The organism is Antarcticibacterium arcticum (genome assembly GCF_007993795.1).
Classification (GTDB): Bacteria; Bacteroidota; Bacteroidia; order Flavobacteriales; family Flavobacteriaceae; genus Gillisia; species Gillisia arctica.
This window is the reverse complement of the sequence record NZ_CP042476.1, coordinates 1,436,445-1,462,859: the sequence shown is the minus strand read 5'-3', so window position 1 is coordinate 1,462,859 and position 26,415 is coordinate 1,436,445. Positions and strand designations below refer to the sequence as shown.

Sequence of the window (26,415 nt, the reverse complement as noted above, 5' to 3'; positions counted from 1 at the left end):
TGAAACAATGCTCTACCGTTACAAATTATTTATTTTAATCCTGAAAGCACGTCTTTCATGGTGAAAACACCTTTCTTGTCCTTGATCCATTCCGCGGCGATAACTGCTCCCAAGGCAAATCCTTCCCGGGAATGCGCGGTATGTTTGATCTCAATGGTATCTACCCTGGAAGCATAGGAAACCGTATGCGTTCCCGGAACTTCATCAATACGCTTGGAATATACGGGGATCTCATTTTTTTCAGCTTGCTCAGCTTTCCAGCCGGTAAGGGAAGAATTGGCTACAATTTGGTCGGCCAGACTTATAGCGGTTCCGCTGGGGGCATCCAGTTTCTGGGTATGGTGAATTTCTTCAATTGCCACGGCATATTCTTTAAATGGCTGCATAAGTTTCGCAAGCTTCTGGTTAAGGTCAAAAAACAAGTTCACCCCAATACTGAAATTTGAAGCATATAAAAGTGCCGAATCTTCTTGTTCACAAACCTTTACTGCTTTTTCGTAATCTTTTAGCCAGCCTGTGGTGCCGCTTATTACCGGAAGCCCGTTTTTGCAACAGGTAATAATATTATTAAGCGCTGCAGTGGGAATGCTAAAGTCTATTGCAACATCAGCCAGGCTTAGGTCATAGGCCGCGATATTATCGCTAATTTTCAGAACAATTTCATGACCGCGATCTATGGCTATTCTTTCAATGGTCTTTCCCATTTTCCCGTAGCCTAAAAGTGCTATTTTCATTTTTTTAAATAAGTATTAAAGAACAATTTCAGTATACATTCCTTGTGCACAGTTTCTTTTGTTCTAAAAATTATAATTTAAAGAAAGCCCATAACCTGTCTTTCCGGTAAATTCATTAAAATTCATGGAGGGTCTCAGTGAGAGATCTTCACTTACATTGAATTGTTGTAAATGTGCATCTACGTTGGCATCAATGATATTAAGGGCATACACTCCCACGATTACAAGAATGGAGATCTCTTTATTTCGCTGGTAGAAACGCTGTGCACGAATTAATCCGTCATTGGTAACCCGTTGGGTACCAGTAGGGGTGATGAATTCGTCATCAGTAAACCCCGCAAGGCGTCTTTTGTATATAGAACGGTAACGATCATACTGTTCGTCATTTTTCAAATAAAAATAAACTCCCACACCAAGGCCTCCATAAGCAATGGGGATCTTCCAGTATTTCCCGTTATAGGCCTGTCCCAGGCCCGGCAATACAGCCGAGAAAAAAGCTGCCCGGGCAGGGGCAAGAGGGTCATATGGTTTATAATCCCTGGATTCTTCTTCAACAATTATTTTTTCGGCCACGCTTACACTAAGGCTATCCTCCTGTGCAACCATATAGCCGGGTAGCAGTAACAGCGATATTACTGCAATAATTTGTTTAAGACTCACCCTGAATTAATTTTTTTATCCTGTTATAATCCTCTTCACTATTAAAGGGGATAATAAGTTTTCCTTTTCCTTTGCCGGCTACTTTTATATCAACTTTGGCACCCAGATAATCTGAAAACTCTCTGATTCCTTTTTTAAATTCAGTAGGAAGCGCCTTGGCTTTTTTAGCGGGTTTTGCAGCATCGTCACCATTTAATTCTCTCACAAGTTTCTCTGTATCCCTTACTGAAAGTGACCTTTCAAGAATGCGCTCATAAATGTCGAGTTGCATTTGGGGGTCTTCAATATTGATCAATGCCCTTCCATGGCCCATCGATAGAAAACCATCCCTCATTCCGGTTTGTACTATAGGATCAAGTTTTAATAAGCGCAAATAATTGGCAATGGTAGACCTGTTCTTTCCCACGCGTTCACTCAACTGTTCCTGGGTGAGATTTATCTCATCGATAAGTCGCTGGTAGGAAAGGGAGATCTCAATAGGATCAAGGTCCTGGCGTTGAATATTCTCAACCAAAGCCATTTCCAGGGATTCCTGGTCATTGGCAATTCGTATATAGGCAGGAATGGTTTCAAGGCCAATAAGTTTGGAAGCCCTGAACCTTCTTTCACCAGATACCAGCTGGAATTTATTAAAGTCAAGCTTTCTTACCGTAATTGGCTGTATTACCCCTAATTCCTTGATCGAGGAGGCAAGCTCGCGTAAGGATTCCTCATTAAAGCTGGTCCTGGGCTGGAATGGGTTTACTTCAATAGAAGTAAGTTCCAATTCTACTATATGTCCAACCAGTTTATCGGCATTCTTGTCTTCAGCAGATTTTATATCATGATCCGGATCCTTCAGCAATGCTGAAAGTCCGCGTCCCAATGCTTGTTTCTTGGTAGCTTTCGCCATCGTTTATGTGTTTTTCTTTATAATTTCGTGTGCCAGGCTTAAATAATTGGTGGCACCCTTACTTGCGGCATCATAATTAATAATGCTTTCGCCATAACTTGGCGCCTCACTTAAACGCACATTACGCTGAATGATTGTGGTAAATACCATTTCATTAAAATGCTTTTGCACCTCTTCAACCACCTGGTTTGAGAGCCTTAAACGCGAATCATACATGGTTAATAACAGGCCTTCTATATCCAGATTTTTGTTATGGATCTTCTGTACACTTTTTATGGTGTTAAGCAATTTGCCCAATCCTTCCAGCGCAAAGTATTCGCACTGTATTGGGATGATCACAGAGTCGGCAGCGGTTAGGGCATTTAAAGTCAAAAGGCCCAGAGAAGGGGCACAGTCAATAAGAATATAGTCGTATTGTTCCTTGAGATGGGTAATGGCCTTTTTGAGCATATATTCCCGCTCATCCTGGTCCACCAGTTCAATTTCAATTGCAACAAGGTCTATGTGAGACGGGATTATATCCAGGTTAGGCGAACTTGTTTTAATGATGGCTTCCTCGGCTTTAATGGAATGTTCCAGTAGCTGGTAAGTGCCAAATTCAACTTTTTCAACATCTATTCCAAGCCCCGAAGTAGCATTGGCCTGTGGGTCGGCATCAATCAATAATACTTTTTTCTCAAGAACTCCCAGGGAAGCCGCCAGATTTACAGATGTCGTAGTTTTTCCTACCCCGCCCTTTTGGTTTGCAATTGCAATGATTTTACCCATTAATTAATTTCGGTTTTTAAAAGGTAAAAATACAATTTATTACAGGTTTAGAAAATGATTTTGTTAACAGGTTTCTAAAAGATAAAATTCAAAATCTAAAGCCAAATTCCAATTTCCAAACCCGCCTTTGCCAATCAGGCAAGTTCCCAAATCGTAATGAACCTTCCAGTGGCAATGAGCCCCTCAAACTGAAACCTGCCTGCGGCATGCATGCTTTCAATTTTGAACCTTGAACCTACCTTCGGCAGGCAGACATTGAACCTTTTTATTCCCTCTTTTTCGATTTGATCATTTGTTCCAGCATATCCCACATTTCTTCGGGTACAGCCTCGAGCAGATTGAACTGGCCTGCACCTTTTAACCATTCTCCCCCGTCAATGGTGATCACTTCCCCGTTCACGTATGAGGAAAAGTCAGAAACCAGATATGCAGCTAGGTTTGCCAGTTCCTGGTGGTCACCCACACGTTTAAGGGGAACCTTCTTAGCCAGGTCAAATTTTTCTTTCAGGTCTCCCGGTAGTAATCTGTCCCAGGCACCTTTTGTAGGAAAGGGCCCCGGAGCGATAGCGTTTGACCTTATTCCGTATTTTGCCCATTCTACCGCCAGGGAACGCGTCATAGCAAGGACTCCTGCCTTCGCGGTAGCGCTGGGCACTACGTAGGCAGATCCCGTCCAGGCATAAGTGGTTACAATATTCAGGATAGTCTTGTTGGTTTGTTTTGTATCTATCCAGTGCTTTCCGAAGGCCAGGGTGCAGTTCTTGCTGCCCTTTAATACTATGTCTATTATAGTGTCAAAGGCGTTTGCTGAAAGCCGCTCTGTAGGGGAAATAAAATTCCCGGCAGCGTTATTGAGCAGGACATCAACACTTCCAAAATTCTCCACCGATGCATTTACCATTGCCTCAACCTCTTCATAATGCCTTACATCACACTGCACCGGTAATACTTTTCCTCCGGTTTGCGCTTCCAGTTCGCTTGCGGTGTTCTTTAATTTTTCCAGGTCCCGTGAGGTGATCACTACATTGGCCCCCAATTCTAAAAAATAGGTACTCATGGATTTCCCGAGGCCGCTGCCGCCCCCTGTTACTAATATAGTTTTGCCCTTTAAGGCGTCATCCCGAAGCATTTTTTGTTTGAAGTCCATGTGTGTATTAAGTTAAAGAGTTAAAAAGGTAAAGAGTTAAAGAGGTAAAAAGTAATTGTTGTGAGTTCTCAGTTCTCAGTTGTGGGTTGTTTAATTGGGATTTGTCTGTTTGTACTCAATTTAATAATGGAGAAACCTGTAATTTGATTAACTTCATTTAAACACCGGTTTATTAATAACAGAAAGCTTCTGAATTTTGAAAACCTTATTTTACAATCTACAATCTACAACCTACAACCTACAACCTACAACCTACAACTTCTTTTATTCATCTATTAAAATTTCAAGTAACTGGATGGCGGCTTCGCTTATTTTTGTGCCTGGGCCAAAAACCGCCACTGCGCCGGCATCAAATAAAAACTGGTAATCCTGGGAAGGGATCACCCCGCCTACAATCACCATAATATCTTCCCGGTCATATTTTTTAAGCTCTTCTATAACCTGGGGCACCAGGGTTTTATGTCCGGCGGCAAGGGATGATACCCCTAATATATGCACATCATTTTCAATTGCCTGTTTTGCGGCCTCTGCCGGAGTTTGAAACAAGGGGCCTATGTCCACATCAAATCCAAGATCGGCATAACCGGTGGCCACCACTTTTGCGCCGCGGTCGTGCCCATCCTGTCCCATTTTTGCGATCATGATTCTGGGTCGGCGACCATCCTGTTCTGCAAATTTATCTGCCAGTTCCCTGGCCTTTTTAAAGGAAATATCATCTTTCATCTCTTTCGAATAAACTCCGCTAAAGGATTGGATCTTTGCTTTATACCTGCCATACACCTTTTCAAGGGCATTACTAATCTCTCCCAAGGTAGCTCTTTCCCGCGCAGCTACAATTGCCAGGTCCAGTAAATTCTTATCCCGGTTCTTCGCCGCAAGGCTAAGGGCATTTAATGCTTCTTTGACTTTTGCTGAATTCCGGTTTGCTTTGGTAGTTTTTAATCTATCCAGTTGTTGCAGTCGCACCGTCTGGTTATCTACTTCCAGGGTCACCAGGGGATCCTCCTTTTCAAGACGGTATTTGTTGGTGCCCACAATTATATCTGTCCCGCTGTCTATTCGCGCCTGTTTTCTTGCAGCGGCTTCCTCGATACGCATTTTGGGTATTCCGGCTTCAATTGCTTTTGTCATCCCGCCCAGGCCTTCCACCTCCTGAATAAGCTTCCAGGCTTTTTGAGCGATCTGTTCGGTGAGACTTTCCACGTAATAACTGCCGGCCCACGGGTCTACAGTTTTGGTGATCATAGTTTCCTGCTGCAGGAACAATTGGGTGTTCCGGGCTATCCTTGCCGAAAAATCTGTTGGCAGTGCTATAGCTTCATCCAGGGCATTGGTGTGCAGGCTTTGCGTGCCCCCAAATGCCGCAGCGGCCGCTTCTATACAGGTGCGCGCCACGTTGTTAAATGGGTCCTGTTCTGTCAAACTCCAGCCGCTGGTTTGGGAATGTGTGCGCAGCGCCAGGGATTTTTCATCTTTAGGATTAAATTGTTTCACCAGTTTGGCCCACAACATTCGTGCGGCCCGCATTTTGGCGATCTCCATGAAGTGGTTCATTCCAATTCCCCAGAAAAAGGAGAGACGGGGCGCAAACGAATCTATATCCATTCCGGCTTCCAGGCCTTTTCTTATATATTCCAATCCATCGGCCAGGGTATAAGCCAGCTCAATATCGGCCGTTGCGCCGGCTTCCTGCATGTGGTATCCGGAAATACTTATGCTGTTGAATTTGGGCATATTTTTAGAGCTGTACTCAAAAATATCTGAAATGATCTTCATGGAAGGAGTTGGAGGGTAGATGTAGGTATTTCTCACCATAAACTCCTTTAAAATATCGTTTTGAATGGTACCGGACAAGGCTTCAGGCTTCACGCCCTGTTCTTCTGCAGCTACAATATAAAATGCCATAATGGGTAGAACAGCGCCGTTCATAGTCATGGAGACCGACATTTTATCAAGGGGGATCTGGTCAAAAAGGATCTTCATATCCTCAACCGAATCTATTGCTACCCCTGCTTTTCCAACATCCCCTACCACACGCTCGTGGTCACTGTCATACCCGCGGTGCGTGGGAAGGTCAAAGGCTACAGATAATCCTTTTTGGCCGCCGGCAAGGTTCCTGCGATAGAAGGCATTGCTTTCTTCGGCAGTGGAGAATCCGGCATATTGGCGAATGGTCCACGGCCGGCTCACAAACATAGTGCTGTATGGGCCGCGCAGGTAAGGTGAAATTCCGGCGGCAAAATTTAAATGCTCTGCTTCCTGAATGTCTTCTTCGCTATAAACCGGTTTCAGGTCTATTTCCTCGGCGGTGGTAAAAGCTTTTTCAGTCCGCGCAGGTTTTTCTGCAGCAACTGGTTTAATTAAACTTATATGTTGAAGATTTTTTCTTGGCATGTTGGTTTATACTTCCTGCTGATTTTCCTCAGCAATAATATTAAATGTAATATGAGCTCTTATTCTCTTTCAAGCCTTTCCTGTTCAAGTTTTTCGGCCAGGCGTTTTTCAAGGATTGGCTGAATTAGCGTTTTCCTCGGGTTCATTTTTAAAAAAGGATAAAGTTCCAGGTCCTGCTTCATTTTATCTTCTTTGTTCTCAAACTTGTTGGTTCCTATAAGCACCAACTCACCGGAGTCAAACTTGGCTTGTTCCTTTCCAGCGCTTTCCACAATTTTCTTCTGGATAATCCCTTCTTTCAATTGTTTTAAGAATCCGCCGCCGGCTTCAATTTCCTTGAAAATCTCCAGTGCTTTTTCAGCCAGCTGAAGGCTTAGGTTCTCTATATAATAAGCCCCATCTGCAGCATTGGAAACCTTGTCCAGGTAACTCTCATGTTTTAGCACCAGCAATTGATTGCGCGCAATGCGGTCGCCAAATTCGTTGTTTTTATGATAAATGGCATCATAAGGCGAATTATATACCGCGTTGGCACCTCCCAGAACCGCACTCATACTTTGGGTGGTTGTGCGCAGTAAATTCACATTGTAATCATACAGGGTCTTATCGCGTTTGGTAGGTTGCGATAAAATCTGGCAATTTGGAGGCAGTTCATATTCAGCCGCCAGGGTCGCAAATAACAAGCGCAATGCCCTTAGCTTTGCGATCTCAAAGAAGTAATTTGTTCCCGTTGAAATTAAAAACAGGAGCTCTTTCTTTAAAGCGTCAGGGGAAGCAGTGGCGAAGTGATTTAAATATTCATTTGCGTGGGCCAGGCAATATGCCAATTCCTGTGGGATGGTGGCGCCTGCATTTTGGTATAAGGTGCCATCTACACTTAAAACACCCTTATAATCCCCTTTATTTCCAATAATTTTTTCCAGCTTTTTGTGATCTTCAGCCAGATTAAAATACCAGTTTCCGGACCTTGCCAGGTTTCCTATAATATCATTCTGTAAAAAAATGTTATGCTCTTTTCCTTTCAGAAACTCCTCCAGTTTCAGGATAAATTCTTCGGAAAGAAATTCAAAACCAAGATATACAGTGGTGTTATTAAGGTCAATATCCTTAAATAAAACGGAGATATCAATTTTTTCCGAAGGAAGGATAAACCATAGATGTTCAGCTCCCTTTTTTAAAACTTCCAGGGCTTTTCTATTGCTTTTAGCTTCAGAAGCAACATATATTTTTTCACAAATATTCCATTTTCCCGGGCCGGGAATATGAGTTGGGTCTTTGAGGTCTTCTGAATGGTAAAAGGGTTTTATATGGATGCCATCCCTGGTTTTGGTGACCAGCTTTTCATTATAATCTTCACCTTTTAATTCGAACTGGATCTTTTGCTTCCATTGTTTGGCAGATACTTCTTCAAATTCTTCAAATAAAAGCTCACTCATTTTTAAGGTATATTATGAAATTACCAACGGGAGGATTAATTAATCGATGGTGTCGTACTGGATAATGTAAATATCTTCATTGGCCCGTTTCATATAATAATTCTGGCGGGCGTAACTCTCCAATTCAAAAGAATCATTTAACTTATCAATTACATTGCGGTCTTTGGCAATCTCTTTTTTGTAATATTTCTTATTGGTCTCCAGCTCATTGATCTCCTGGTCCAGCTCGTGGTGAATAAACCAGGAATTGCTGTCCAGAAAAAACATCCAGCCCGCGAAGATCAATAGGATAAGCACATAGCGATTACTCAGGAACCTAAACCATTTCTTCTCCCGCAGCTCCTTTAGTTTCATCTAAAAACAGTTTTATAATTGAATATGCGATTTGCACTTTTTGGAATGAAATCCTTATTTATAACGCCTAAATATACAAAATTAGGATAATCTGTCTTTAATAATTGTTTGAACTACATCTACTGCCACGGTGTTATAGCGGTTGGTAGGAATTATTATATCGGCGAATTCCTTGGTGGGTTCTATAAATTGCTGGTGCATGGGTTTAAGAGTGGTTTGGTAGCGCCATAAAACTTCATCAAGATCTCTGGCCCGCTCATTAATATCCCGCTTCAAACGCCGTATTAGCCGTTCATCACTATCTGCATGCACATAGATCTTGATATCAAACATATTGCGCACTTCCGGGTGGGTAAGGATTAGAATACCCTCCACAATTATTACTTTACGGGGATGTATGGTGCGCGTCTCGCTGGTACGGTTGTGTTCTATAAAGGAATATACCGGTTCCTCAATGGTCTTTCCTGCTTTTAGTTCCTGAAGATGGGTTACCAGCAGGTCAAAATCGATGGATTTAGGATGATCAAAATTTATCTTTACACGTTCTTCATAGGGCAGGTGGGTAGTATCCTGGTAATATGAATCCTGGGAGATCACATCAACTTCTTCATTTTTAAGCTCATCCATGATCTGTTTTACAACAGTGGTCTTCCCGCTGCCTGTACCACCTGCAATTCCAATAATTAACATAACTTCCAATTTTGGGCAAAGTTAATTATTCCTGTAATAAAAGGAAGTAAAGTGTTCTTATTCTTGAAGGCCTACTGAAGCTGATTTTATTAAAACAAAAAACCGGTAAAAGGGATTTTTACCGGTTTTTAATATTTACAGTATGGCTCTATTTGGCTACTGCCTGGACTTCCTCCAGCGTAACTGGTTTTTTAACGGCATTACTCCAGGAGTTGTTGATATAGTTCATAACATCTGCCACTTCCTGGTCGCTCAATCCCATTTGTACCATTACGCTGTTATATTCCTCGCCATTTACTTTTATAGGGCCGCTTAAGCCATATTTTATGGCGTGTATACTTTCGGTTCTTTTTTTGGTAAGCCAGTCTGACCCATCAAGTGGCGGAAAATTTCCGGCTACCCCCTTGCCGTTGGAAAGATGGCAGGTTACACAAAAGTCATTATACACATCTTTACCGCGTTTATAACTTTCATTGGTCTTATCCTGCGCCTGGGCTAATTCTTCGGGTGGGACAGTATAACTGGCTTCTTCCTTTTCAGAATTGGATTTACAACTTAACAGGCCAATTATTAAAACCAATTTAAATACTATTTTCATTCTTCAGTTTTTGCAATTTCTTTTTCTACCAGCTTTACAATTCCTTTTCCTTCTACAGAAACATATATGGTACCATCTGGTGCCTGTTTTACATCGCGTACCCGTCCTATTTCTTCAAGTAATTTTTCTCTGCGGGTAACTTCTTTTCCGTTAAGTACGGCATGTTCGAGGTATTGGAATTTAAGAGCCCCAATTAAAAGATTTCCTTTAAGGGAAGGGTATTTATCTGAAGTTACATATACAAATCCACTGGGTGCTATAGAAGGTATCCAGTAATAGATAGGGTCTTCCATCCCGGGGTGGCTGGTCTCATCACTAATAGCGCCACCGCCATAATTCTCACCATAGGTTACAACAGGCCATCCGTAATTAGCACCTTTTTTAATAACATTGATCTCGTCACCTCCCTGTGGACCGTGCTCGTGCACCCAAACCTCTCCGGTCTCAGGATTTAAGATCATTCCCTGCGGATTCCTGTGACCATAGCTGTAGATAGCTTCTTTGGCATTAGGTTCTCCCACAAAAGGATTATCCTGTGGAATGGTCCCGTCATCGTTAATACGGTAAATTTTTCCTGCGTCACGGGTTATATCCTGCGGATTCTCATCGTGATTTCCGCGGTCTCCAATGGAGAAATAAAGATAGCCATCACGGTCAAACACCATTCGCGATCCAAAATGCTGGCCACGGGTAGTATTAGGAGTACCTTTATAAAGCATCTCTTTATTGGTGAATTGATTGCCTTCTAATTTGGCCCTCATAATAGCGGTATTTCCACCATCACCGTCTCCGGCATCTGAAGCATAGGACATGTAGATCCAGCCATTCTCTTCATAATCAGGGTGAAGGATAATATCCAGTAAACCTCCCTGACCACGCTGGTAAACTTCAGGGCCACCGGTAATTTGTTGTTTGGTACCATCTTTAAAATGGATCACCTCGCCATTTTTTTCTGTAATTAGCATGCTGCCATCAGGCAAAAACGTCATTCCCCATGCGATTGTTAGTCCGTCAACCACCATTTCGTGGTCAATGACTGTCTGCGCTTTTTCAATGGTAGTATCTTTTTGAGCGCAGGCCGTAACCGACATTATCACTGCGGTGAACAATAAAAGTAAATTGGATTTCATGTGTAATTAATTTTTGGCATAAGGTAAAAAAAATATGCCGTAATGTTCAAAAACTTGTGTTAAGAGGAAAAGTGAAAATATTTATATTATTATAGATGGGTTTGTAATAAAACCTGTTATATTTGCAGCCGCTAAGAGGCCTTAACGGTTCAAGGCTTAAGGTTCAAGGTTGAATATTCAAAGTTGCTTTGGATTTTAGAATTTGAGATATTGAAAATTTACAGCTTTAGCTGTTTTTTCGGGGTGTAGCCCTTCGATGCGTCTCTAAAGAGACTTACTCAGGACAGGCTCAGCGCGGTTATCGCGTCCCGCCAAAAAGCGGGAAGACCGCAGGGAAAGTTCTTATATTATTGAAATAAATAAGACTTAGAAAAATCTTAAAAATATACACCATTCGGGGTGTAGCGTAGCCCGGTTATCGCGCCTGCTTTGGGAGCAGGAGGCCGCAGGTTCGAATCCTGCCACCCCGACGAACCATCTGATAAGTGGATATAAAACACTGTTAATCATCTGATTTTCAGTGTTTTTTATTTTTACTGATATCAGATGATATCGTTTGATATCACCCTGTTTAGTGAATGATTCGGTGAATACATTCTTTCTATTAATTCACTATCTTAGAAGTACATTAGGGTTGATTTGACTTTCGTCTTTAAAAACTATTGTTTCACTCAAAGACGTTTACAATGCCTGATTTTACTACCTTCTCAGTACTTTTCTTTACCAGAAAGGTGAACCGGAATTCGCAAAACTTATCCATTTATGCTAGAATTACTATAAATGGGAAATGCTCAGAAATGAGCCTTCAACGGAAAACTTTAGTGAATGCATGGGATAGTTCCAAAGGAAGACTTAAAGGAACAACTTCCAGAATTAAAGAATTGAACAGCTATCTTGACCAGGTCTATTCTAAACTCCTTGATACCCATAAAAAACTTTTAGATAAAGATTCCCTCATCAGTGCCGCTAAAATAAAAGCGTCTTATCTGGGCCTCGATGAAGATCATAAGACAATTAAGGATATCATAGCCTATCATAATGAAAAAATGAAAGACATTCTCCAATGGGGAACTCTTAAAAACTATCGCACCACAGCAAATTACCTTGAAGAGTTTCTAATGAAGGTAAAGAAAACAGATAACATTTACCTGAAGCATATCAACTACCAATTTATTACGGAATTTGAAATGTTTCTGAGAAGCTATAAAGCCAAAAAAGACCGAAAAACCTGTGGAACCAATGGAACTATGAAACATTTAGAAAGGTTGAAAAAACTCCTCAACCTAGCGATCAAGTTAGAATGGCTTGAGAAAAACCCTTTTAGGAGCTATAGCTTTAAATTTGAAAAGAATGACAGGCAGTTTCTAACAGAGCGAGAGCTTAATATTTTAGAAGAAACGAAATTTACCAGTGAATCTCTTGAACGAGTTAAGAATATGTTTTTATTCTCTTGCTACTCTGGTTTATCTTATATTGATCTTAAGGAATTGACTACTGATCAAGTAGTCAAAGGGATTGATGGCAGGGACTGGATCTATACCAAACGAGAAAAGACCCAACAATCTATTAAAATCCCTCTTCTCGCAGCCGCTAAGGAAATCCTTAAAAAATATCAGGAAGAGTGTTCAAAGGAGACCAATAAAGTTTTTCCAGTAATTTCCAATCAAAAAATGAATAAGTATTTGAAAGATATCACTCAGTCAATTGGGATCAAAAAGAAAATCACCTTTCATTCTGCCAGGCACACCTTTGCTACAGTAATAACCCTTTCCAATGGAGTGCCTATAGAAACTGTATCTAAGCTATTAGGACACACAAAGCTTTCCACTACTCAAATTTATGCTAGGGTGCTGGAAAATAAAATTAGTTCAGATATTTCTAACCTGGATCAAATTATTATAAATAAAAAAAAAAAGGGAAATATTATTTAAAAGAATTGTTATCACAGTGGCAGGGTTAATTTGCCGCTCCCGTAATACCAGTAAATGAAGTACTTTTTCCTTTTTTCTTTCCTCGAGGTAACCGATTAGGTGACTTTAAGATGGGATAATTCAAAAGGATATGATAAGATTTTATTTTTATTTAATTTTGAAGAATTAATAGATAAAATTTCGTACCTGAATAAAAAAACCTGAAAAAATATATTTATATTAAATTTTTTCGTAAATTCATCTTAAGAGATTTCCTCCCTACTTCAAAATCTCAATGACACCCTTTAATAAAATTTTAGGAAAATCTGAAGAATCCTCCCGCAGGGGGTGAAGAGGTTCTTTTGCAACTTTCAGATGGAAAATAATGGTGTTTATTTCTATAATAGTTGGATTCTGTAATAATAGTTTTACTTGAATTGATTGTGGAAACTATTCTTCTAAAAAACTAAATCCAGTATTATAAACAGCGTGTTGAGACTTATATTTTATTGTTCCTCAAATAAAAAAACAAAATGGATGACTGCGAATTAATTCGAAACAAATGTTTATTAAAATTCTGTTTTCTATCTGGATTGCAAATTAATACTTCAAATAAATGAAAATACCTTTTAGAATGCTGATTCTTTGTGTTCTAATAGGCAGCTCCTGTGAAAATGAAAGGGATGATTTTAATACTTGCCCTCCTTTTAAAGATATTCAGGAATCGCCTTACAAAGATCCTATATGGCATCCAGTGGATAAAATAATTGGTTTTAATCATACTCCTTTAAAGAGTATAAAGTATTCTTATGGTATAAATTGCCCACAACAAGCTTCTTACAAATATGAAGAAGAAATGAAAGGATTTTATTTAATAGATGAAGACGGTAAAAACAAGAGAAGAATTTTACCTTATGAATTAAATACCCCTGCTTGGAGTCCGGACGGAAAATGGATTGCCTTTTCCAAGGGCGCTCAAATTTTTATTATGCCTTTTGATGGGATTGAATTTGATACTTCTGCGATGGTTCAATTAACCTTTGAAGGACGAAATTTTTTTCCTTCCTGGAGTCCGGATGGGGAATGGATTGCTTACAACGAATCAGTTTGTAATAATAATATTGCTTGTGGTATTTGGCTTTATAACCTAAATAAAAATATTACTCAACATATTGGTCAATATGGTAATTATCCTGATTGGCATCCCAATTCTGATTCTGTTATTTTTTTGACAAATGCAATTAATCGAGAAGGCGAGGACGTAGGTGATTCCCTCTGGATGTATAATGTCTCCAATAATCGTTCACATTTACTAAAATTCATTTCACTTCCTCATTATGATAACAGAAATTTAAAATTTTCACCTGGTGGCACTCAAATAGGTTTAACCAGTATACTCTCAATTGGAGGTGAACAATTATATATGATTAATGTGAATGATTATTCATTTTCTAAATTAACGTCTGAGGGTTGCCAAGGGTTTTCATTTTCTCCAGATGGCAAGATAGTTTATGTAAATTATGATTATAGTATAATTAATGAGCATAAAGGTACCTTATGGATAATGAACCCAGATGGAACGGAAAAACAGCAGCTAACAAATAATGATTTTCAAATAATCCAGTAATAAGTTATAACTAATCTCAATAAACCATGAAAAAAATTCTACTCTTTATAAACTTACTTTTCTTATCCATTATTGGATATGCCCAAAGTAATCCTAACGAAGAAATCCTTGTGTTTTTCAATAGTGGTGTTTCACAAATTGAAATAACCTTATTTAAATGGCCCAATAAATCTTTGTAATATTACTACCTATAGTTTTGATGATCTTCCGGATGGAGCTACTGTAACTTGGTCATCTTCCTCTAATATTCAAATAGTATCTTCTTCAAATTCTGAAATTACTGTAAAACCAATTAGTACTACAACAGGAGGAGAAGGTCTTATAAATTATACAATTAACAGTAGTTATGGGGTCACAGCTTATAGCAAAGAAATTCTTGTAGGAACCCCGGTACTTAATTACTCGGCAGATGAAGACTTTACTATGTGCAGAGATGAAAATTCTACTTCAAATAATTTTTTTCCGGTGTTGATTTCTGGAGAAGATGCCAATACTACATGGCAAGTCGAAAGAATTACTACTAATCATTATGTTTCGATGCAGGGTAACCAAGTTGTTGTATCCCTCCTATATTCATCTCCTTATAACTATATTGCTTTCCGAGTTAGGGCCAGCAATTCCTGTGGATATTCTGATTGGTTAGAATATTATGTCCAAGTAACAGAAAGTTGTGGGTCTGGAGATTTAAACAATTACATGGTATATCCGAATCCAACCTCTGATGTTTTAAATATTAAAAGTAAAAAGGATAAAGATAAAATAGATAAATATTTATTCTATGAGATATATAGTTTCGGGGCTAAATTAATGGAGAAAGGTATATTAGGTGACAACCAAGTAATTGATGTTTCTAATTATAAAAAGGGAAGATATATTTTAAAAATTAAAGTTAATGATAAGACTGAAACCCATCATATAATCATCGAATAATATTGAAATAGAAGAAATCATAGTAAGTTTATTTTCAATCACAATAGAACTTAAAGCATTGAGAATTAAAGAAATTCAATATAGGATAAACACATCGGCTGCCGAAGGGAGTGACTTGATGCAAGATGAATGGTTTGCAGTAATTTTAAATTGCAATTATTAAAGGGGGGAATAGCAAGAGGATAACACGCTGCGCGATGTTATGAACTCATTCCCCCTTCATTTTCAATAAGTTACAAAATATAAGTCTCGAGAATTTACAGTAAAATCCGTGAAAAACTTCGGGAACCCTTGAAAACAGGAATATTTTTCCGTGAAAATTACTGTAAATGAAGATTTTTGCCTCGTAAAGAAGGGGAAGTTTTAATAGATTTTGCAAGATTAGAATTAATCGATTTTCGTTGTATTTTTTTTTCATCAGGATTATTTTAAAATAATGATTGAAGAATTCAAATCTAAATTCTATACAATTTCATTATTTCATCCCATTACCTTTTGATGTCAAAAAAACAGGATTTGAAATTAGCGGCCTGCATAAAGCCGCTGCGCTTTTTATAAGGCCTTTCTAATTTAAAATCGTGAAATGTGAATCACATCAAAAGGTAATGCATACAGCTCTGAAAGAAGTAAGTGGAAAATAGAAGAAGTATTGTATTTTCATTTTCATTAAATAGCTGGAACCTGTTGTTATAATAATCAAAGGAAAATGCGCCAGATAAAAAAAGTAAGTGGGGTGTTTAAAAGTTGAATTTTATCAATGACTTTTTCAATACGTTTTGCTCTCGGACATTGTAAGAATATATAACCTTTAAAGATAAATAGGTATTATTTTTTTATCTTTGATATCAAAGACGATTAAATAATATTAGTGTGTAAGTTCTTTTAAGTTTAGTGAATGATTCAGTGAATATATCCTCTTAGTAAGATATGAAGTGGCTGATACTGGGCGTTTTCAAACGCTAAAAGTTTCCTGCCACCCCGACCAAGAAAAGCCCTGCACGGATGTGCGGGGCTTTTTTGTTTTTAATGGGCGTGAGCTTGCTCACAAGCCCATTTAAAAACAAAAAAGACAGGAAGGCGCCAGCCTGCCTGGGCTTTTCTTGAGTTACACCCCACTCAGGATCACCGACCATAGGGAGGTAATCCTGTTATCATCAAGCTTGCTTCCAGAGCACATGGAAATAAAAATAGACAGGAAGGCGCTACCCTGCATGGGATTTTCTTGAAGTCACCCCCAATTCAGGATCACCGACCGTAGGGAGGCAATCCTGTTATCATCAAGCTTTGCTTCCAGGGCACATGGAAATAAAAAAAGACAGGAAGGCGCCAGCCTGCCCGGGCTTTTCTCGAGACACACCCCACTCAGGATCACCGACCATAGGGAGGTAATCCTGTTATCAAAACCTTGCTCACAAGCCCCTTTAAAAACAAAAAAGACAGGAAGGCGATAGCCTGCCCGGGATTTTCTTGAAGTCACCCCCAATTCAGGATCACCGACCGTAGGGAGGTAATCCTGTTATCATCAAGCTTTGCTTCCAGGGCACACGGAAATAAAAAAAGACAGGAAGGCGCTAGCCTGCCCGGGCTTTTCTTGAGTCACACCCCACTCAGGATCACCGACCATAGGGAGGTAATCCTGTTATCATCAGCTTGCTTCCAGAGCACAATGGAAATAAAAAAAGACAGGAAGGCGCCCGCCTGCCTGGGCTTTTCTTGAGCCACTTCCCCTCGTCTCCAATTATTACCTGCCGGAGGGAGAAAATCGTTTCGAAAGTATTTTCCTTAGCTTTAAAACATTACATAATAAAAACAGCCCGTCTAAATCATTTTTAGACGGGCTGTTTTATAGAATATATACTATTAAAATAGCTTGTAATTTTGGAAAGAGGTAATAACTGAGTTTAAAAGAACCTTTTAATCCTGATACTTCCCGGCCATTGCAATAGTGGCTTCAATACTTTTAAGGAAGTTTTCTACATCAAAGGGTTTTGCAATAAAATTAGTGGCGCCTGCACCAATACAAACTTCTTTTGCACCATCATACCCAGACATCATAAGAATCGGGGTTTTTGAAATTCCTTCGGTATTTCTTATTTCTGAACATATTTGGGTGCCATCTACCCCGCTTAATAATTTATCCATTATTACCAGGTCAAATTTACCGTTTAAAAGATTTTCGGGCGCTTGTTTAGGCAGCCTTAAAAGTGTAACCTCATATCCATTCAATTCAAGTTGATCATTGAGAATTATACCCAAGTGATAATCGTCCTCAACCAGTAAAATTTTATTCATTTTGCTTTTATTTGTCACATTGAAAAATTTAAAGGACACTAGTATCTAAGGGGAAATTCCAAAAGGTCTTCTTATTGAAATTACAGAGTACTTACGGAACTTTCTAAATTGGTAATTAGTATTTAGCAATTTCATGTCTACACCAGAGGAAAAAAACACTATTCCTGTGTTTCTTCAATGGTCATTTTAAACACGGGCCAAAAATAAGAATAAAATAATAAAATTTCCGGAAATTTAATGTTTTGCATTACAACTTTCCCTTAATTCATTAAAAATTAGCGATTGTCGCGGTTTCAAAACGTTATTTTGCTTCTGCAGTTTTTATATGTCTAACATTATATGCCACCAAGTTGCCCTGAAATGATTGTATTTTTTAACCAATTTTCACATAATTTTCACATTTTATTAGATATAAAGTGCTTTTTTTACGCACCATTATTTCAGTTTCTTTATACTTTGTTTAGCTATTTTTAACCCGCCAACTCCATGTCAAAAAAGACTACCACTCTTAAAACTCCCGGTAAAACATCGGCCCGCAAGGTCACACCTGCAAAAAACCCCATAGTCAAAAAAGCCAAGAGGGTTCCCCATAAAGAAATGTTTAAAGATAACGATTACATGCACGAGCAGTTAGACCGACTGATCTTTGCACTGGAAGCGTTTAGGGAAGGGGATATTTCGGTTAGGCTGTCTAAGGAGCGGAATGATAAATTTGCCGATCTGGCCGAGGCTTACAACACGATGGTTGAAATGATTGGGGGGGTAAGTACAGAGGTGTCACGTATATCGCGGGTGGGAGGTATCGAGGGGAACCTCGACGCCCGTGCAGAGTTTAGAGCTTCTACAGGGGTTTGGAAGGATATGATTGATAACATTAATATCCTTATTGAGGCAATTGCAAAACCGGTACTTGAAGTAAGCAGGATCCTGAACAGTATTGCAGCAGGAAAACTGGAAGATAAATTTAGCCTCACGGTAACCGGGGATTTCCGGGCGATGGCAGATGTTATAAACCGTACCCTGGGCAGTTTGAACATATTTGCAGAACAGGTAACCCAGGTGGCCCGTGAGGTGGGGGTTGAAGGAAAACTGGGCGGCCAGGCAAGTGTACCCAATGTTTCGGGAACCTGGAAGGATCTTACAGATAATGTGAACCAGATGGCGAGTAACCTTACCGAGCAGGTAAGGGAAATTGCAGGGGTAACCACCGCGGTGGCAGATGGGGATCTTTCAAGAAAAATTACAGAAGAAGGAAAAGGTGGGGAAGTTCTTGGATTATCTACCACCATCAACAGGATGGTTGATTCCCTGAACATTTTTGCGGCAGAGGTAACCAACGTGGCACGTGAAGTGGGGGTAGAAGGAAAGTTAGGAGGACAGGCAGACGTGCCGGATGTTGCGGGAACCTGGAAGGATCTTACGGTAAACGTAAATACGATGGCTTCCAATCTTACAGCACAGGTACGGGAGATCGCGGGAGTAGCAACCTCGGTTGCAAATGGTGACCTTTCGAAAAAAATTACAATTAATGTAAAAGGGGAGATCGCCGAACTTAAAGATACCATTAACCAGATGGTGGATTCCCTGAATATATTCTCAGATGAGGTAACCCGTGTGGCGCGGGAGGTGGGTACAGAAGGTAAACTGGGAGGACAGGCAAAAGTGCCTGATGTTGCAGGAACCTGGAAAGACCTTACAGATAATGTAAATACCATGGCGAGTAACCTTACCAACCAGGTAAGGGAGATCGCATCGGTAACCACTGCGGTGGCAGAGGGGGACCTTTCACAAAAAATTACCGAAGAAGGAAAAGGGGGAGAGGTTTTGATTCTTTCCAACACGATTAACAGCATGGTTGATTCCCTAACCCTGTTTGCCGCAGAGGTAACAAGGGTTGCCCGGGAGGTGGGTACCGAAGGAAAACTAGGTGGCCAGGCGACTGTACCAAGTGCAGCTGGAACCTGGAAAGATCTTACAGATAATGTGAATATCATGGCAAGTAACCTTACCACCCAGGTGAGGGAAATTGCAAATGTTGCTACCGCGGTGGCAGATGGGGATCTTTCCCAAAAAATTACTATTGATGTAAAAGGGGAGATCGCTGAACTTAAAGATACCATTAACCAGATGGTGGACTCCCTGAACATATTCTCAGATGAGGTAACAAGGGTTGCACGTGAAGTGGGAACCGAAGGAATCCTGGGAGGTCAGGCAAAAGTGCCCGATGTCGCCGGTACCTGGAAGGATCTTACAGATAATGTGAATTATATGGCATCCAACCTTACCACCCAGGTAAGGGAAATTGCGAATGTGGCAACGGCCGTGGCAAAAGGGGATCTTGCCCAAAAGATTGCAATTGAAGCGAAAGGTGAGATTGCAGAACTAAAAGAAACCATCAACACGATGGTGGATTCCCTGAACATATTTTCAGATGAGGTAACCCGTGTGGCGCGTGAGGTGGGTACAGAAGGTATCCTGGGCGGGCAGGCGCAGGTTCCGAATGTTGGTGGTGCCTGGTGGGAACTTACAGAGAATGTGAATACAATGGCCTCCAACCTTACCACCCAGGTAAGGGAGATTGCATCTGTAACAAAAGCGGTTGCGAATGGAGATCTTTCCAAAAAAATATCTGAACAGGAAAAAGGGGGAGAAGTACTTGAACTTTCTACTATTATAAACACGATGGTAGATTCCCTGAACATACTTTCCAATGAGGTAACGCGTGTTGCCCGGGAGGTGGGTACAGAGGGGATGTTGGGAGGTCAGGCGGAAGTGCCCAATGTGGCCGGTGCCTGGCTGGACCTTACCGGAAATGTGAACACAATGGCAAGTAACCTTACCAGCCAGGTGAGGGAAATTGCAAATGTAGCAACTGCGGTTGCGCACGGGGATCTTTCACAAAAAATATCCATTGATGTAAAAGGTGAAATAGCCGAATTAAAAGATACCATTAACCAGATGGTGGACTCGCTGAACGTTTTTGCCGCAGAGGTAACCCGTGTGGCGCGTGAAGTGGGAACCGAAGGTATGCTGGGAGGGCAGGCAAAAGTGCCCAACGTTGCAGGTACCTGGAAAGGATTGACAGATAATGTGAACACGATGGCGAGTAACCTTACCACCCAGGTAAGGGAGATCGCATCTGTAACCACCGCGGTTGCAAACGGGGATCTTTCGCAGAAAATTTCTGAACAGGGGAAAGGGGGAGAAGTATTGGAACTTTCTACCACCATTAACATCATGGTTGATGCCCTTAACATATTTGCAGATGAGGTAACCAATGTTGCACGGGAGGTGGGTACAGAAGGTATTCTTGGAGGGCAGGCAGAAGTGCCAAACGTGGCCGGCTCCTGGAAGGATCTTACAGATAATGTAAACCAGATGGCGAGCAACCTTACCTCACAGGTACGGGATATTGCAGGTGTATCTACCGCACTTGCGCGTGGGGATTTCTCCAGAAAGATTGATGTGGAAGTGAAAGGGGAGGTGCAGGAACTTAAGAACAACATCAATGCGATGGTAGACAGTTTCACCACCATTGTAAAAGCGGCCAACACGATTGCTGAAGGTAACTTTGCCATTGAGATGCCGCTTCGTAGTGAGGCAGATCAACTGGGTATCGCTTTGAATACAATGACAGAGAACCTGAAGCGAATATCTGAAGAGAATGAGAACGAAGCCTGGATCAAGACAGGACAGGCGGGGCTTAACGATAGAATGCGTGGAGAGCAGGATCTTGTAACCTTATCTAAAAACATCATATCCTATCTTACCAAATACCTGGGCGGCCAGGTAGGGGTAATTTATCTTGCTGAAAAAAGCAACGATAAGAAATGGTTGAGAATGACCGGTTCCTATGCATTTACAAGACGCAAATCCCTTAAAACCACATTTGAATTTGGAGAAGGCCTTGTAGGCCAGGCTGCCCTTGAAAAGGAAGTGATCGTGCTTTCCGGCATTCCTACAGATTATATAAGTGTTTCCTCAGGCCTGGGTGAACAAAAACCACAAAACATTCTGGTACAGCCATTTATTATAGATGGGGAAGTGAAAGGTGTGATCGAGATTGGATCTTTCAGGCCTTTTAATGATAATCAGCTGGAATTGGTACGTTCCGTAGTAGAGAACATTGCAATTACCACTAACTCCTCCCTGGATAGGGAAAAAATGAAAGACCTGCTGGAAGAATCCCAGCGACAGTCTGAAGAGTTGTTGAAACAACAGGAGAAGCTCAAGATCCAGAGTAAGGAATTACAAATGGCAAATGAAGACCTGGAGTCCAAGACAAAAGATCTTGAAATGCAGAAGGAAGACCTGCAATTCAGTAGAGTTGAAGTAGAACGTAAGGCAAAAGAACTGGAACTGGCCAGTAAGTATAAATCTGAATTCCTGGCCAATATGTCCCATGAGCTCAGGACCCCATTAAACAGTCTTCTTATCCTCTCCAAAGACCTTAGTGATAACCGAAAAGGAAACCTGTTAAAAGACCAGCAAAAATCCGCAAGTATTATTTATGAAGGCGGATTGAGTCTTTTGAACCTTATTAATGATATCCTGGATCTTTCAAAAGTTGAGGCCGGGAAACTTCAAATTCACCCTGAGGAGGTTATTATAGAAAATCTGGTAAATAATCTTCAAAATCAATTTGAACCACTTGCCAAATCTAAAAAGCTAAAGTTCACCATACAGAGTAAATCAAATGCGCCAGACAGGATAATTACAGACGGGCAGCGTTTGGAACAGATCATCAAGAACCTGCTTTCGAATGCCATTAAATTCACGCAGGAAGGCTCAGTTAGTGTGACTATAGGAACACCAGATCCAAGAGTGAATTTCAGGGAAATAACCCTCTCAAAATCTGAGGTTCTGGAAATAGCCGTGAAAGATACGGGAATTGGTATCCCGGAATCCAAACGAATGATGATTTTCGAAGCTTTTCAGCAGGCAGAGGGAGGTACCAGCCGCCAATATGGTGGTACAGGCCTTGGTTTAACAATATCCAGGGAACTTTCAAGATTATTGGGAGGTGAGATCCATATAGAGAGCACAGAGGATAAAGGAAGTATATTTACTGTATTTATCCCTACAGATCTTACCAGTGCACCCATCAAAGAATTGGATGAAGCAATTTCCTCTTACAGTGAACCAAAATATTCCCAATCCCGCAACAATGCCACTTTGGAATTGGCAGAAAACCGTACTGCCGATTTAATGGAAGCTTATATCCCAGATGACAGGGATAACTTAAAAGTTTCAGAATACTCCCTGCTGGTAATTGATGAAGACAAATCTTTCGCTCAAACATTAAGGAAAATAGTACAGACATATGGCTATAAACTGCTAATTGCAAGGGATGGCAAAGAGGGCATGAAACTGGCTGCGCAATACCAGCCCAATGGAATTCTGCTCAATGAGCAATTACAGGATATGAAAGGCCTTATTGTACTGGACCATTTAAAATTTAACCTAAAGACCAGGCATATCCCGGTATTTTTAATGGGTACTAAAGATCAAAGCCGGGAGGCGCTTAATAAAGGTGCAATGGGCTTTGGCTTAAAACCGGTATCTGCAAGGGATCTTGAGGATGCTGTTTTGAAAATGGAGGAACTATATAATTTACATCCCAAAGAGATCCTTATTATTGAGGATGATGAAGCCACTATGAAGGCGGTTAAGAAAATGCTGCAGAATAAGGAAGTAAATATCACTACTGCTATGACGGGGAAGGATGCTCTAAAAAAGCTTAAATCCCAATATTACAACTGTATTATTCTTGACCTTGATCTACCGGATATTTCAGGCTTTGACATTCTTAAAAAGTTAAAATCCGGCCAGGAGGAAGTAAAAATGCCGGTAGTGGTTTATACAGGGAAAGAACTTACTAAAACCGAAATTAAGAATCTATATAAGTTTACAGATAGCATTGTAATAAAAGGTGCTTCCACACCTGAGGTGCTTCTGGATGAGGTTTCCTTATTCATACATAGTGATGAAAGCAAGCTCTCTTCCAAACAAAAAAAGATAATGACAGATCTTCATCATCCCAAACATGTTCTAAAAGGCAAAAAAGTACTGCTGGTAGATGATGACGGGCGTAATTCCTACGCGCTATCCAAAGCCCTGGATGAAGCCGGGATGAAAGTGGTGGTTGCAGAAAATGGGAAAATTGCGATTGAAAAATTAGAGAAGGAAAAAGATATCGATATTGTGTTAATGGATGTCATGATGCCGGTAATGGACGGCTATGAGGCCACAATGAAGATAAGGGAAAATGCAGCGTATAAAAATTTACCTATAATTTCCCTCACCGCAAAGGCAATGCCCGAAGATAAAGCAAAAAGCCTTGAAGCAGGAGCTAATGACTATCTTACAAAACCTGTGAATATTGATAAGTTATTAAATATCGTCCGATTATGGCTGTACCAATAACATAAAAGAAAAGTTTTTTTCTAAAGAATTCCATGGTGCGGGCGTTGTAGTTCACTTTTACTAAAAAGGTAACTTCACCGCCCGCAGCCTTTTTGAATTGGTACAGAAGAAATAAAATAATGGTGTGGTCCGGTCTTTGATTTGGAAGAACAAGAAAGCCGGTTTATTGAGAGCATAATTAAAAACCACTACCGGACGATTAGGCGAATATAGAAGCCTCGCCGAATAAAAATTATTACAATTAAAGATATTTCCCGGCCTAGCCCGGAATAGATTAAATTCCATTATAAATGCCTGAAAGATGAAAAAAGCAAGCCTAAAAAATTTCGGAAAATTAATTTTTCTTGTGTTGGTTTTAATCTTTGTAAGCTATGTTACCTATTTTAAACCGAAGGCTTCCGAAGCTCAACCTGAATTGGAAGAACCCGAAATAACATTTAATTCCCAACAAGCCAATTATACTTTACAGGATAGCATAGTGCAATATGGGATGGAATTACTAGGAACTCCCTATGTAGTTGCGGGAAACGGGGAAGAGGGGTTTGATTGTTCGGGGTATGTATATTTTGTGTATCAGCATTTTAATATAGATGTGCCACGCAGCTCTGCAGCTTTTGAGAATTTTGGCAGGGAAGTTCCTATTGAGCAGGTTGAAAAGGGAGACCTTTTATTATTCTTAAGCCCTACCAGGGATGCAATTGGCCATATTGGGATTGTTTCAGAAGCCAATGGTGTGGAAAGTGATTTTATCCATGCGACTTCCGGCCGGCAGATGAAAGTGGTAATAACCAATCTTTCCAACCAGGGGTACACCCGACGTTTTGTAAAAGCTATACGGGTTATTTAGGTCTTAGGGGAGGGATGGTACTTATCTTAAAAAAAAGGGCTATTTCCGGAGGCGTAAAGGTTAATCGGCAATAATGGTTTGTTGTACAGTTTTTGTTTTAAACCCACTTCGTTTCATTTCCCCCCAGCCATTTTTGCCGCGAATCTTTTCCCAATTTCCCAGAACTGCTGCATAAACCGTTACAGGATGAAAATAAAAGGGTTCTATAAAGGCAGCTACCAGGAGCCTTTTAAAGTCGTTTATTCTGGTATATTGACTGTAGGTATATTCTTCGGTTAACAAGGCCAGGCATGAGATCATAACTGCGAACACATATACCATTACTGTAACAAGCAACAGGAGCTTCCAACTTATAAGACCAAAAAATATAAGACATATGCTCACAATAATTCCTATGATCTCTAATAATGGGGCGAGGTATTCAAAAAAGGTCCAGTAGGGAATGCTTATTATACCCAGGATCTTGTACTTCGGGTTCAGGAACATTTTTTTATGGGCCCAGAGGGTTTCCATCGTACCACGCGTCCACCGGCTCCTTTGTTTTTTAAATACCTTAAAACTTTCAGGGGCTTCTGTCCAGCATATAGGATCCGGGATATAGAAAACACTATATTTAAAATTATTCTCGATCATATATCGCCGCATTCTCACAACAAGTTCCATGTCTTCCCCTACGGTTGCGGGATTATATCCCCCGGCTTTTATGGCGATCTCTTTATCAAACATTCCAAAGGCCCCACTTATTAAAAGCAAGCCGTCCAGTTTACTCCAGGCCATGCGGCCAAGCAGGAACGCCCTTAAATATTCCAACACCTGTATACGGGGCAGGTACTTTTGAGGAGCCCGTATTTTTACAAGGCGGCCTCCATCAGACGTACAGGAATTTGCGATTCTTACTACACCGCCGGTGGCGATCATCCTGCTGTCGGAACGTTCAAGGTATGGTTTTGCCAATTTCAGCAAGGCATCTTTTTCCAGGATACAATCAACATCTATACAAACAACATAGGGGTTTTCAGAAAAATTGATACCTACATTCAATGCATCTGCTTTCCCGCCATTAACTTTATCAATAACGGTTAATTTCTTAAATGCTTTATTGCGGGATTTATAGATCTGTATAATTTGTTTAGTGGGGATCTTTCCCGCCACTTCACTGTCTACCGCTACGAGGCCATAAGTCTTTATGAGTAATTGCAATGTATTATCCCTGCTTCCATCATTTACCACAATTACTTCAAAATTATTATAATTCAGGGAGAGTAAAGATTGAACGTTTTCCTCAATTGTCATGCCTTCATTGTAAGCGGGAGCAATAAGGGAGAGCCTGGGAGCCATTTCAGAATTCAAAATTTTCTGATAGTTCACAAAACTATTTTCCTTCAGGTATTTTCTAAGAGAGAGAATGGAAATGGTGCCCAATATTATATAAGAAGACATAATAGACAATGCAAAAACCAGCATGAATATATGATATCCATTTAGGAATCCATACATTATTACATCGCTATCAAACCAAAACATAGTATAATTTAGGGGGCTACATCCAGGTTCTTCAAGCTAAGCTTAACACCTGATAA

The 26,415-nt window shown here is 40.4% G+C and carries 19 protein-coding genes and 1 tRNA gene; 6 read left to right on the top strand and 14 right to left on the bottom strand.

The window, feature by feature from the left end; genetic code table 11:
• Positions 1-29: 29 nt before the first annotated feature.
• The 11 genes from dapB to FK178_RS06490 form a co-directional block, all read right to left on the bottom strand.
• Positions 30-734: a 4-hydroxy-tetrahydrodipicolinate reductase gene (gene dapB, locus FK178_RS06540; protein WP_146832441.1), complete on the bottom strand. Its 705-nt coding sequence runs from the start codon at positions 732-734 to the stop codon at positions 30-32.
• Between the two features lie 63 nt (positions 735-797).
• A complete protein-coding gene (locus tag FK178_RS06535) occupies positions 798-1,394 on the bottom strand; it encodes a DUF5683 domain-containing protein (protein ID WP_240793905.1) in 597 nt (198 codons plus the stop codon).
• Complete coding sequence (locus FK178_RS06530) at positions 1,384-2,286, bottom strand: ParB/RepB/Spo0J family partition protein (RefSeq protein WP_146832438.1); 903 nt, start codon at positions 2,284-2,286, stop codon at positions 1,384-1,386. Before FK178_RS06530 ends, FK178_RS06535 begins: the two co-directional genes overlap by 11 nt.
• A gap of 3 nt (positions 2,287-2,289) precedes the next feature.
• The gene (locus FK178_RS06525) at positions 2,290-3,054 is read right to left on the bottom strand and encodes a ParA family protein (protein WP_146832435.1); all 765 of its coding nucleotides are present in this window, start codon (positions 3,052-3,054) and stop codon (positions 2,290-2,292) included.
• Between the two features lie 265 nt (positions 3,055-3,319).
• Positions 3,320-4,201: an SDR family oxidoreductase gene (locus tag FK178_RS06520; protein ID WP_146832432.1), complete on the bottom strand. Its 882-nt coding sequence runs from the start codon at positions 4,199-4,201 to the stop codon at positions 3,320-3,322.
• Positions 4,202-4,465: 264 nt separating this feature from the next.
• Positions 4,466-6,595, bottom strand: coding sequence for a methylmalonyl-CoA mutase (scpA, locus tag FK178_RS06515; protein WP_146832429.1), 2,130 nt, complete (start codon positions 6,593-6,595; stop codon positions 4,466-4,468).
• A 59-nt stretch (positions 6,596-6,654) separates the two neighbouring features.
• Positions 6,655-8,031: a methylmalonyl-CoA mutase subunit beta gene (locus FK178_RS06510; protein WP_146832426.1), complete on the bottom strand. Its 1,377-nt coding sequence runs from the start codon at positions 8,029-8,031 to the stop codon at positions 6,655-6,657.
• A gap of 39 nt (positions 8,032-8,070) precedes the next feature.
• A complete protein-coding gene (locus tag FK178_RS06505; protein WP_146832423.1) occupies positions 8,071-8,385 on the bottom strand; it encodes an FtsB family cell division protein in 315 nt (104 codons plus the stop codon).
• Positions 8,386-8,466: 81 nt separating this feature from the next.
• On the bottom strand, positions 8,467-9,075 hold the full coding sequence (gene udk, locus FK178_RS06500) for a uridine kinase (protein WP_146832420.1): 609 nt from the start codon (positions 9,073-9,075) through the stop codon (positions 8,467-8,469).
• Between the two features lie 148 nt (positions 9,076-9,223).
• Positions 9,224-9,673: a c-type cytochrome gene (locus FK178_RS06495; protein WP_146832418.1), complete on the bottom strand. Its 450-nt coding sequence runs from the start codon at positions 9,671-9,673 to the stop codon at positions 9,224-9,226.
• The gene (locus FK178_RS06490) at positions 9,670-10,803 is read right to left on the bottom strand and encodes a PQQ-dependent sugar dehydrogenase (protein WP_146832415.1); all 1,134 of its coding nucleotides are present in this window, start codon (positions 10,801-10,803) and stop codon (positions 9,670-9,672) included. Before FK178_RS06490 ends, FK178_RS06495 begins: the two co-directional genes overlap by 4 nt.
• 395 nt (positions 10,804-11,198) lie before the next feature.
• Between FK178_RS06490 and FK178_RS06485 the strand changes: the two genes are divergently transcribed.
• The 4 genes from FK178_RS06485 to FK178_RS06470 all read left to right on the top strand — a co-directional run bounded on the left by FK178_RS06485 (position 11,199) and on the right by FK178_RS06470 (position 15,270).
• Positions 11,199-11,273 (top strand) — tRNA-Pro (locus FK178_RS06485).
• A gap of 216 nt (positions 11,274-11,489) precedes the next feature.
• A complete protein-coding gene (locus FK178_RS06480) occupies positions 11,490-12,734 on the top strand; it encodes a site-specific integrase (protein WP_146832412.1) in 1,245 nt (414 codons plus the stop codon).
• Between the two features lie 595 nt (positions 12,735-13,329).
• Positions 13,330-14,340 carry a TolB family protein gene (locus FK178_RS06475; RefSeq protein ID WP_146832409.1) on the top strand — a complete coding sequence of 337 codons (1,011 nt, stop codon included), beginning with the start codon at positions 13,330-13,332 and terminating at the stop codon, positions 14,338-14,340.
• A gap of 423 nt (positions 14,341-14,763) precedes the next feature.
• Positions 14,764-15,270 (top strand): T9SS type A sorting domain-containing protein, encoded by a 507-nt coding sequence (locus FK178_RS06470; protein WP_146832406.1) that lies wholly within the window; start codon positions 14,764-14,766, stop codon positions 15,268-15,270.
• Positions 15,271-16,498: 1,228 nt separating this feature from the next.
• Here FK178_RS06470 and FK178_RS06465 read toward each other — a convergent pair.
• Together FK178_RS06465 and FK178_RS06460 are read right to left on the bottom strand one after the other, a co-directional pair.
• Positions 16,499-16,747 carry a hypothetical protein gene (locus FK178_RS06465; RefSeq protein WP_146832403.1) on the bottom strand — a complete coding sequence of 83 codons (249 nt, stop codon included), beginning with the start codon at positions 16,745-16,747 and terminating at the stop codon, positions 16,499-16,501.
• A gap of 437 nt (positions 16,748-17,184) precedes the next feature.
• Complete coding sequence (locus FK178_RS06460) at positions 17,185-17,562, bottom strand: response regulator (protein ID WP_146832400.1); 378 nt, start codon at positions 17,560-17,562, stop codon at positions 17,185-17,187.
• A 486-nt stretch (positions 17,563-18,048) separates the two neighbouring features.
• Here FK178_RS06460 and FK178_RS06455 point away from each other — a divergent pair, with 486 nt between their 5' ends.
• Positions 18,049-23,988 carry a HAMP domain-containing protein gene (locus FK178_RS06455; protein WP_146832397.1) on the top strand — a complete coding sequence of 1,980 codons (5,940 nt, stop codon included), beginning with the start codon at positions 18,049-18,051 and terminating at the stop codon, positions 23,986-23,988.
• Positions 23,989-24,289: 301 nt separating this feature from the next.
• On the top strand, positions 24,290-24,835 hold the full coding sequence (locus FK178_RS06450) for a C40 family peptidase (RefSeq protein WP_146832395.1): 546 nt from the start codon (positions 24,290-24,292) through the stop codon (positions 24,833-24,835).
• 60 nt (positions 24,836-24,895) lie between these two features.
• On the opposite strand, the gene FK178_RS06445 is transcribed toward FK178_RS06450, so the two are convergent.
• Positions 24,896-26,359: a glycosyltransferase family 2 protein gene (locus FK178_RS06445; RefSeq protein ID WP_146832392.1), complete on the bottom strand. Its 1,464-nt coding sequence runs from the start codon at positions 26,357-26,359 to the stop codon at positions 24,896-24,898.
• Between the last annotated feature and the right edge of the window lie 56 nt (positions 26,360-26,415).

What these genes read in the sequence shown, in the direction of transcription:
- dapB (WP_146832441.1), bottom strand. Translation starts at nt 734, where the DNA reads ATGAAAATAGCACTTTTAGGCTACGGGAAAATGGGAAAGACCATTGAA.
- FK178_RS06495 (WP_146832418.1), bottom strand. Translation starts at nt 9,673, where the DNA reads ATGAAAATAGTATTTAAATTGGTTTTAATAATTGGCCTGTTAAGTTGT.
- udk (WP_146832420.1), bottom strand. Translation starts at nt 9,075, where the DNA reads ATGTTAATTATTGGAATTGCAGGTGGTACAGGCAGCGGGAAGACCACT.
- FK178_RS06460 (WP_146832400.1), bottom strand. Translation starts at nt 17,562, where the DNA reads ATGAATAAAATTTTACTGGTTGAGGACGATTATCACTTGGGTATAATT.
- FK178_RS06490 (WP_146832415.1), bottom strand. Translation starts at nt 10,803, where the DNA reads ATGAAATCCAATTTACTTTTATTGTTCACCGCAGTGATAATGTCGGTT.
- FK178_RS06480 (WP_146832412.1), top strand. Translation starts at nt 11,490, where the DNA reads ATGCCTGATTTTACTACCTTCTCAGTACTTTTCTTTACCAGAAAGGTG.
- FK178_RS06505 (WP_146832423.1), bottom strand. Translation starts at nt 8,385, where the DNA reads ATGAAACTAAAGGAGCTGCGGGAGAAGAAATGGTTTAGGTTCCTGAGT.
- FK178_RS06530 (WP_146832438.1), bottom strand. Translation starts at nt 2,286, where the DNA reads ATGGCGAAAGCTACCAAGAAACAAGCATTGGGACGCGGACTTTCAGCA.
- FK178_RS06450 (WP_146832395.1), top strand. Translation starts at nt 24,290, where the DNA reads ATGAAAAAAGCAAGCCTAAAAAATTTCGGAAAATTAATTTTTCTTGTG.
- scpA (WP_146832429.1), bottom strand. Translation starts at nt 6,595, where the DNA reads ATGCCAAGAAAAAATCTTCAACATATAAGTTTAATTAAACCAGTTGCT.
- FK178_RS06470 (WP_146832406.1), top strand. Translation starts at nt 14,764, where the DNA reads ATGTGCAGAGATGAAAATTCTACTTCAAATAATTTTTTTCCGGTGTTG.
- FK178_RS06455 (WP_146832397.1), top strand. Translation starts at nt 18,049, where the DNA reads ATGTCAAAAAAGACTACCACTCTTAAAACTCCCGGTAAAACATCGGCC.
- FK178_RS06525 (WP_146832435.1), bottom strand. Translation starts at nt 3,054, where the DNA reads ATGGGTAAAATCATTGCAATTGCAAACCAAAAGGGCGGGGTAGGAAAA.
- FK178_RS06475 (WP_146832409.1), top strand. Translation starts at nt 13,330, where the DNA reads ATGAAAATACCTTTTAGAATGCTGATTCTTTGTGTTCTAATAGGCAGC.
- FK178_RS06510 (WP_146832426.1), bottom strand. Translation starts at nt 8,031, where the DNA reads ATGAGTGAGCTTTTATTTGAAGAATTTGAAGAAGTATCTGCCAAACAA.
- FK178_RS06445 (WP_146832392.1), bottom strand. Translation starts at nt 26,359, where the DNA reads ATGTTTTGGTTTGATAGCGATGTAATAATGTATGGATTCCTAAATGGA.
- FK178_RS06520 (WP_146832432.1), bottom strand. Translation starts at nt 4,201, where the DNA reads ATGGACTTCAAACAAAAAATGCTTCGGGATGACGCCTTAAAGGGCAAA.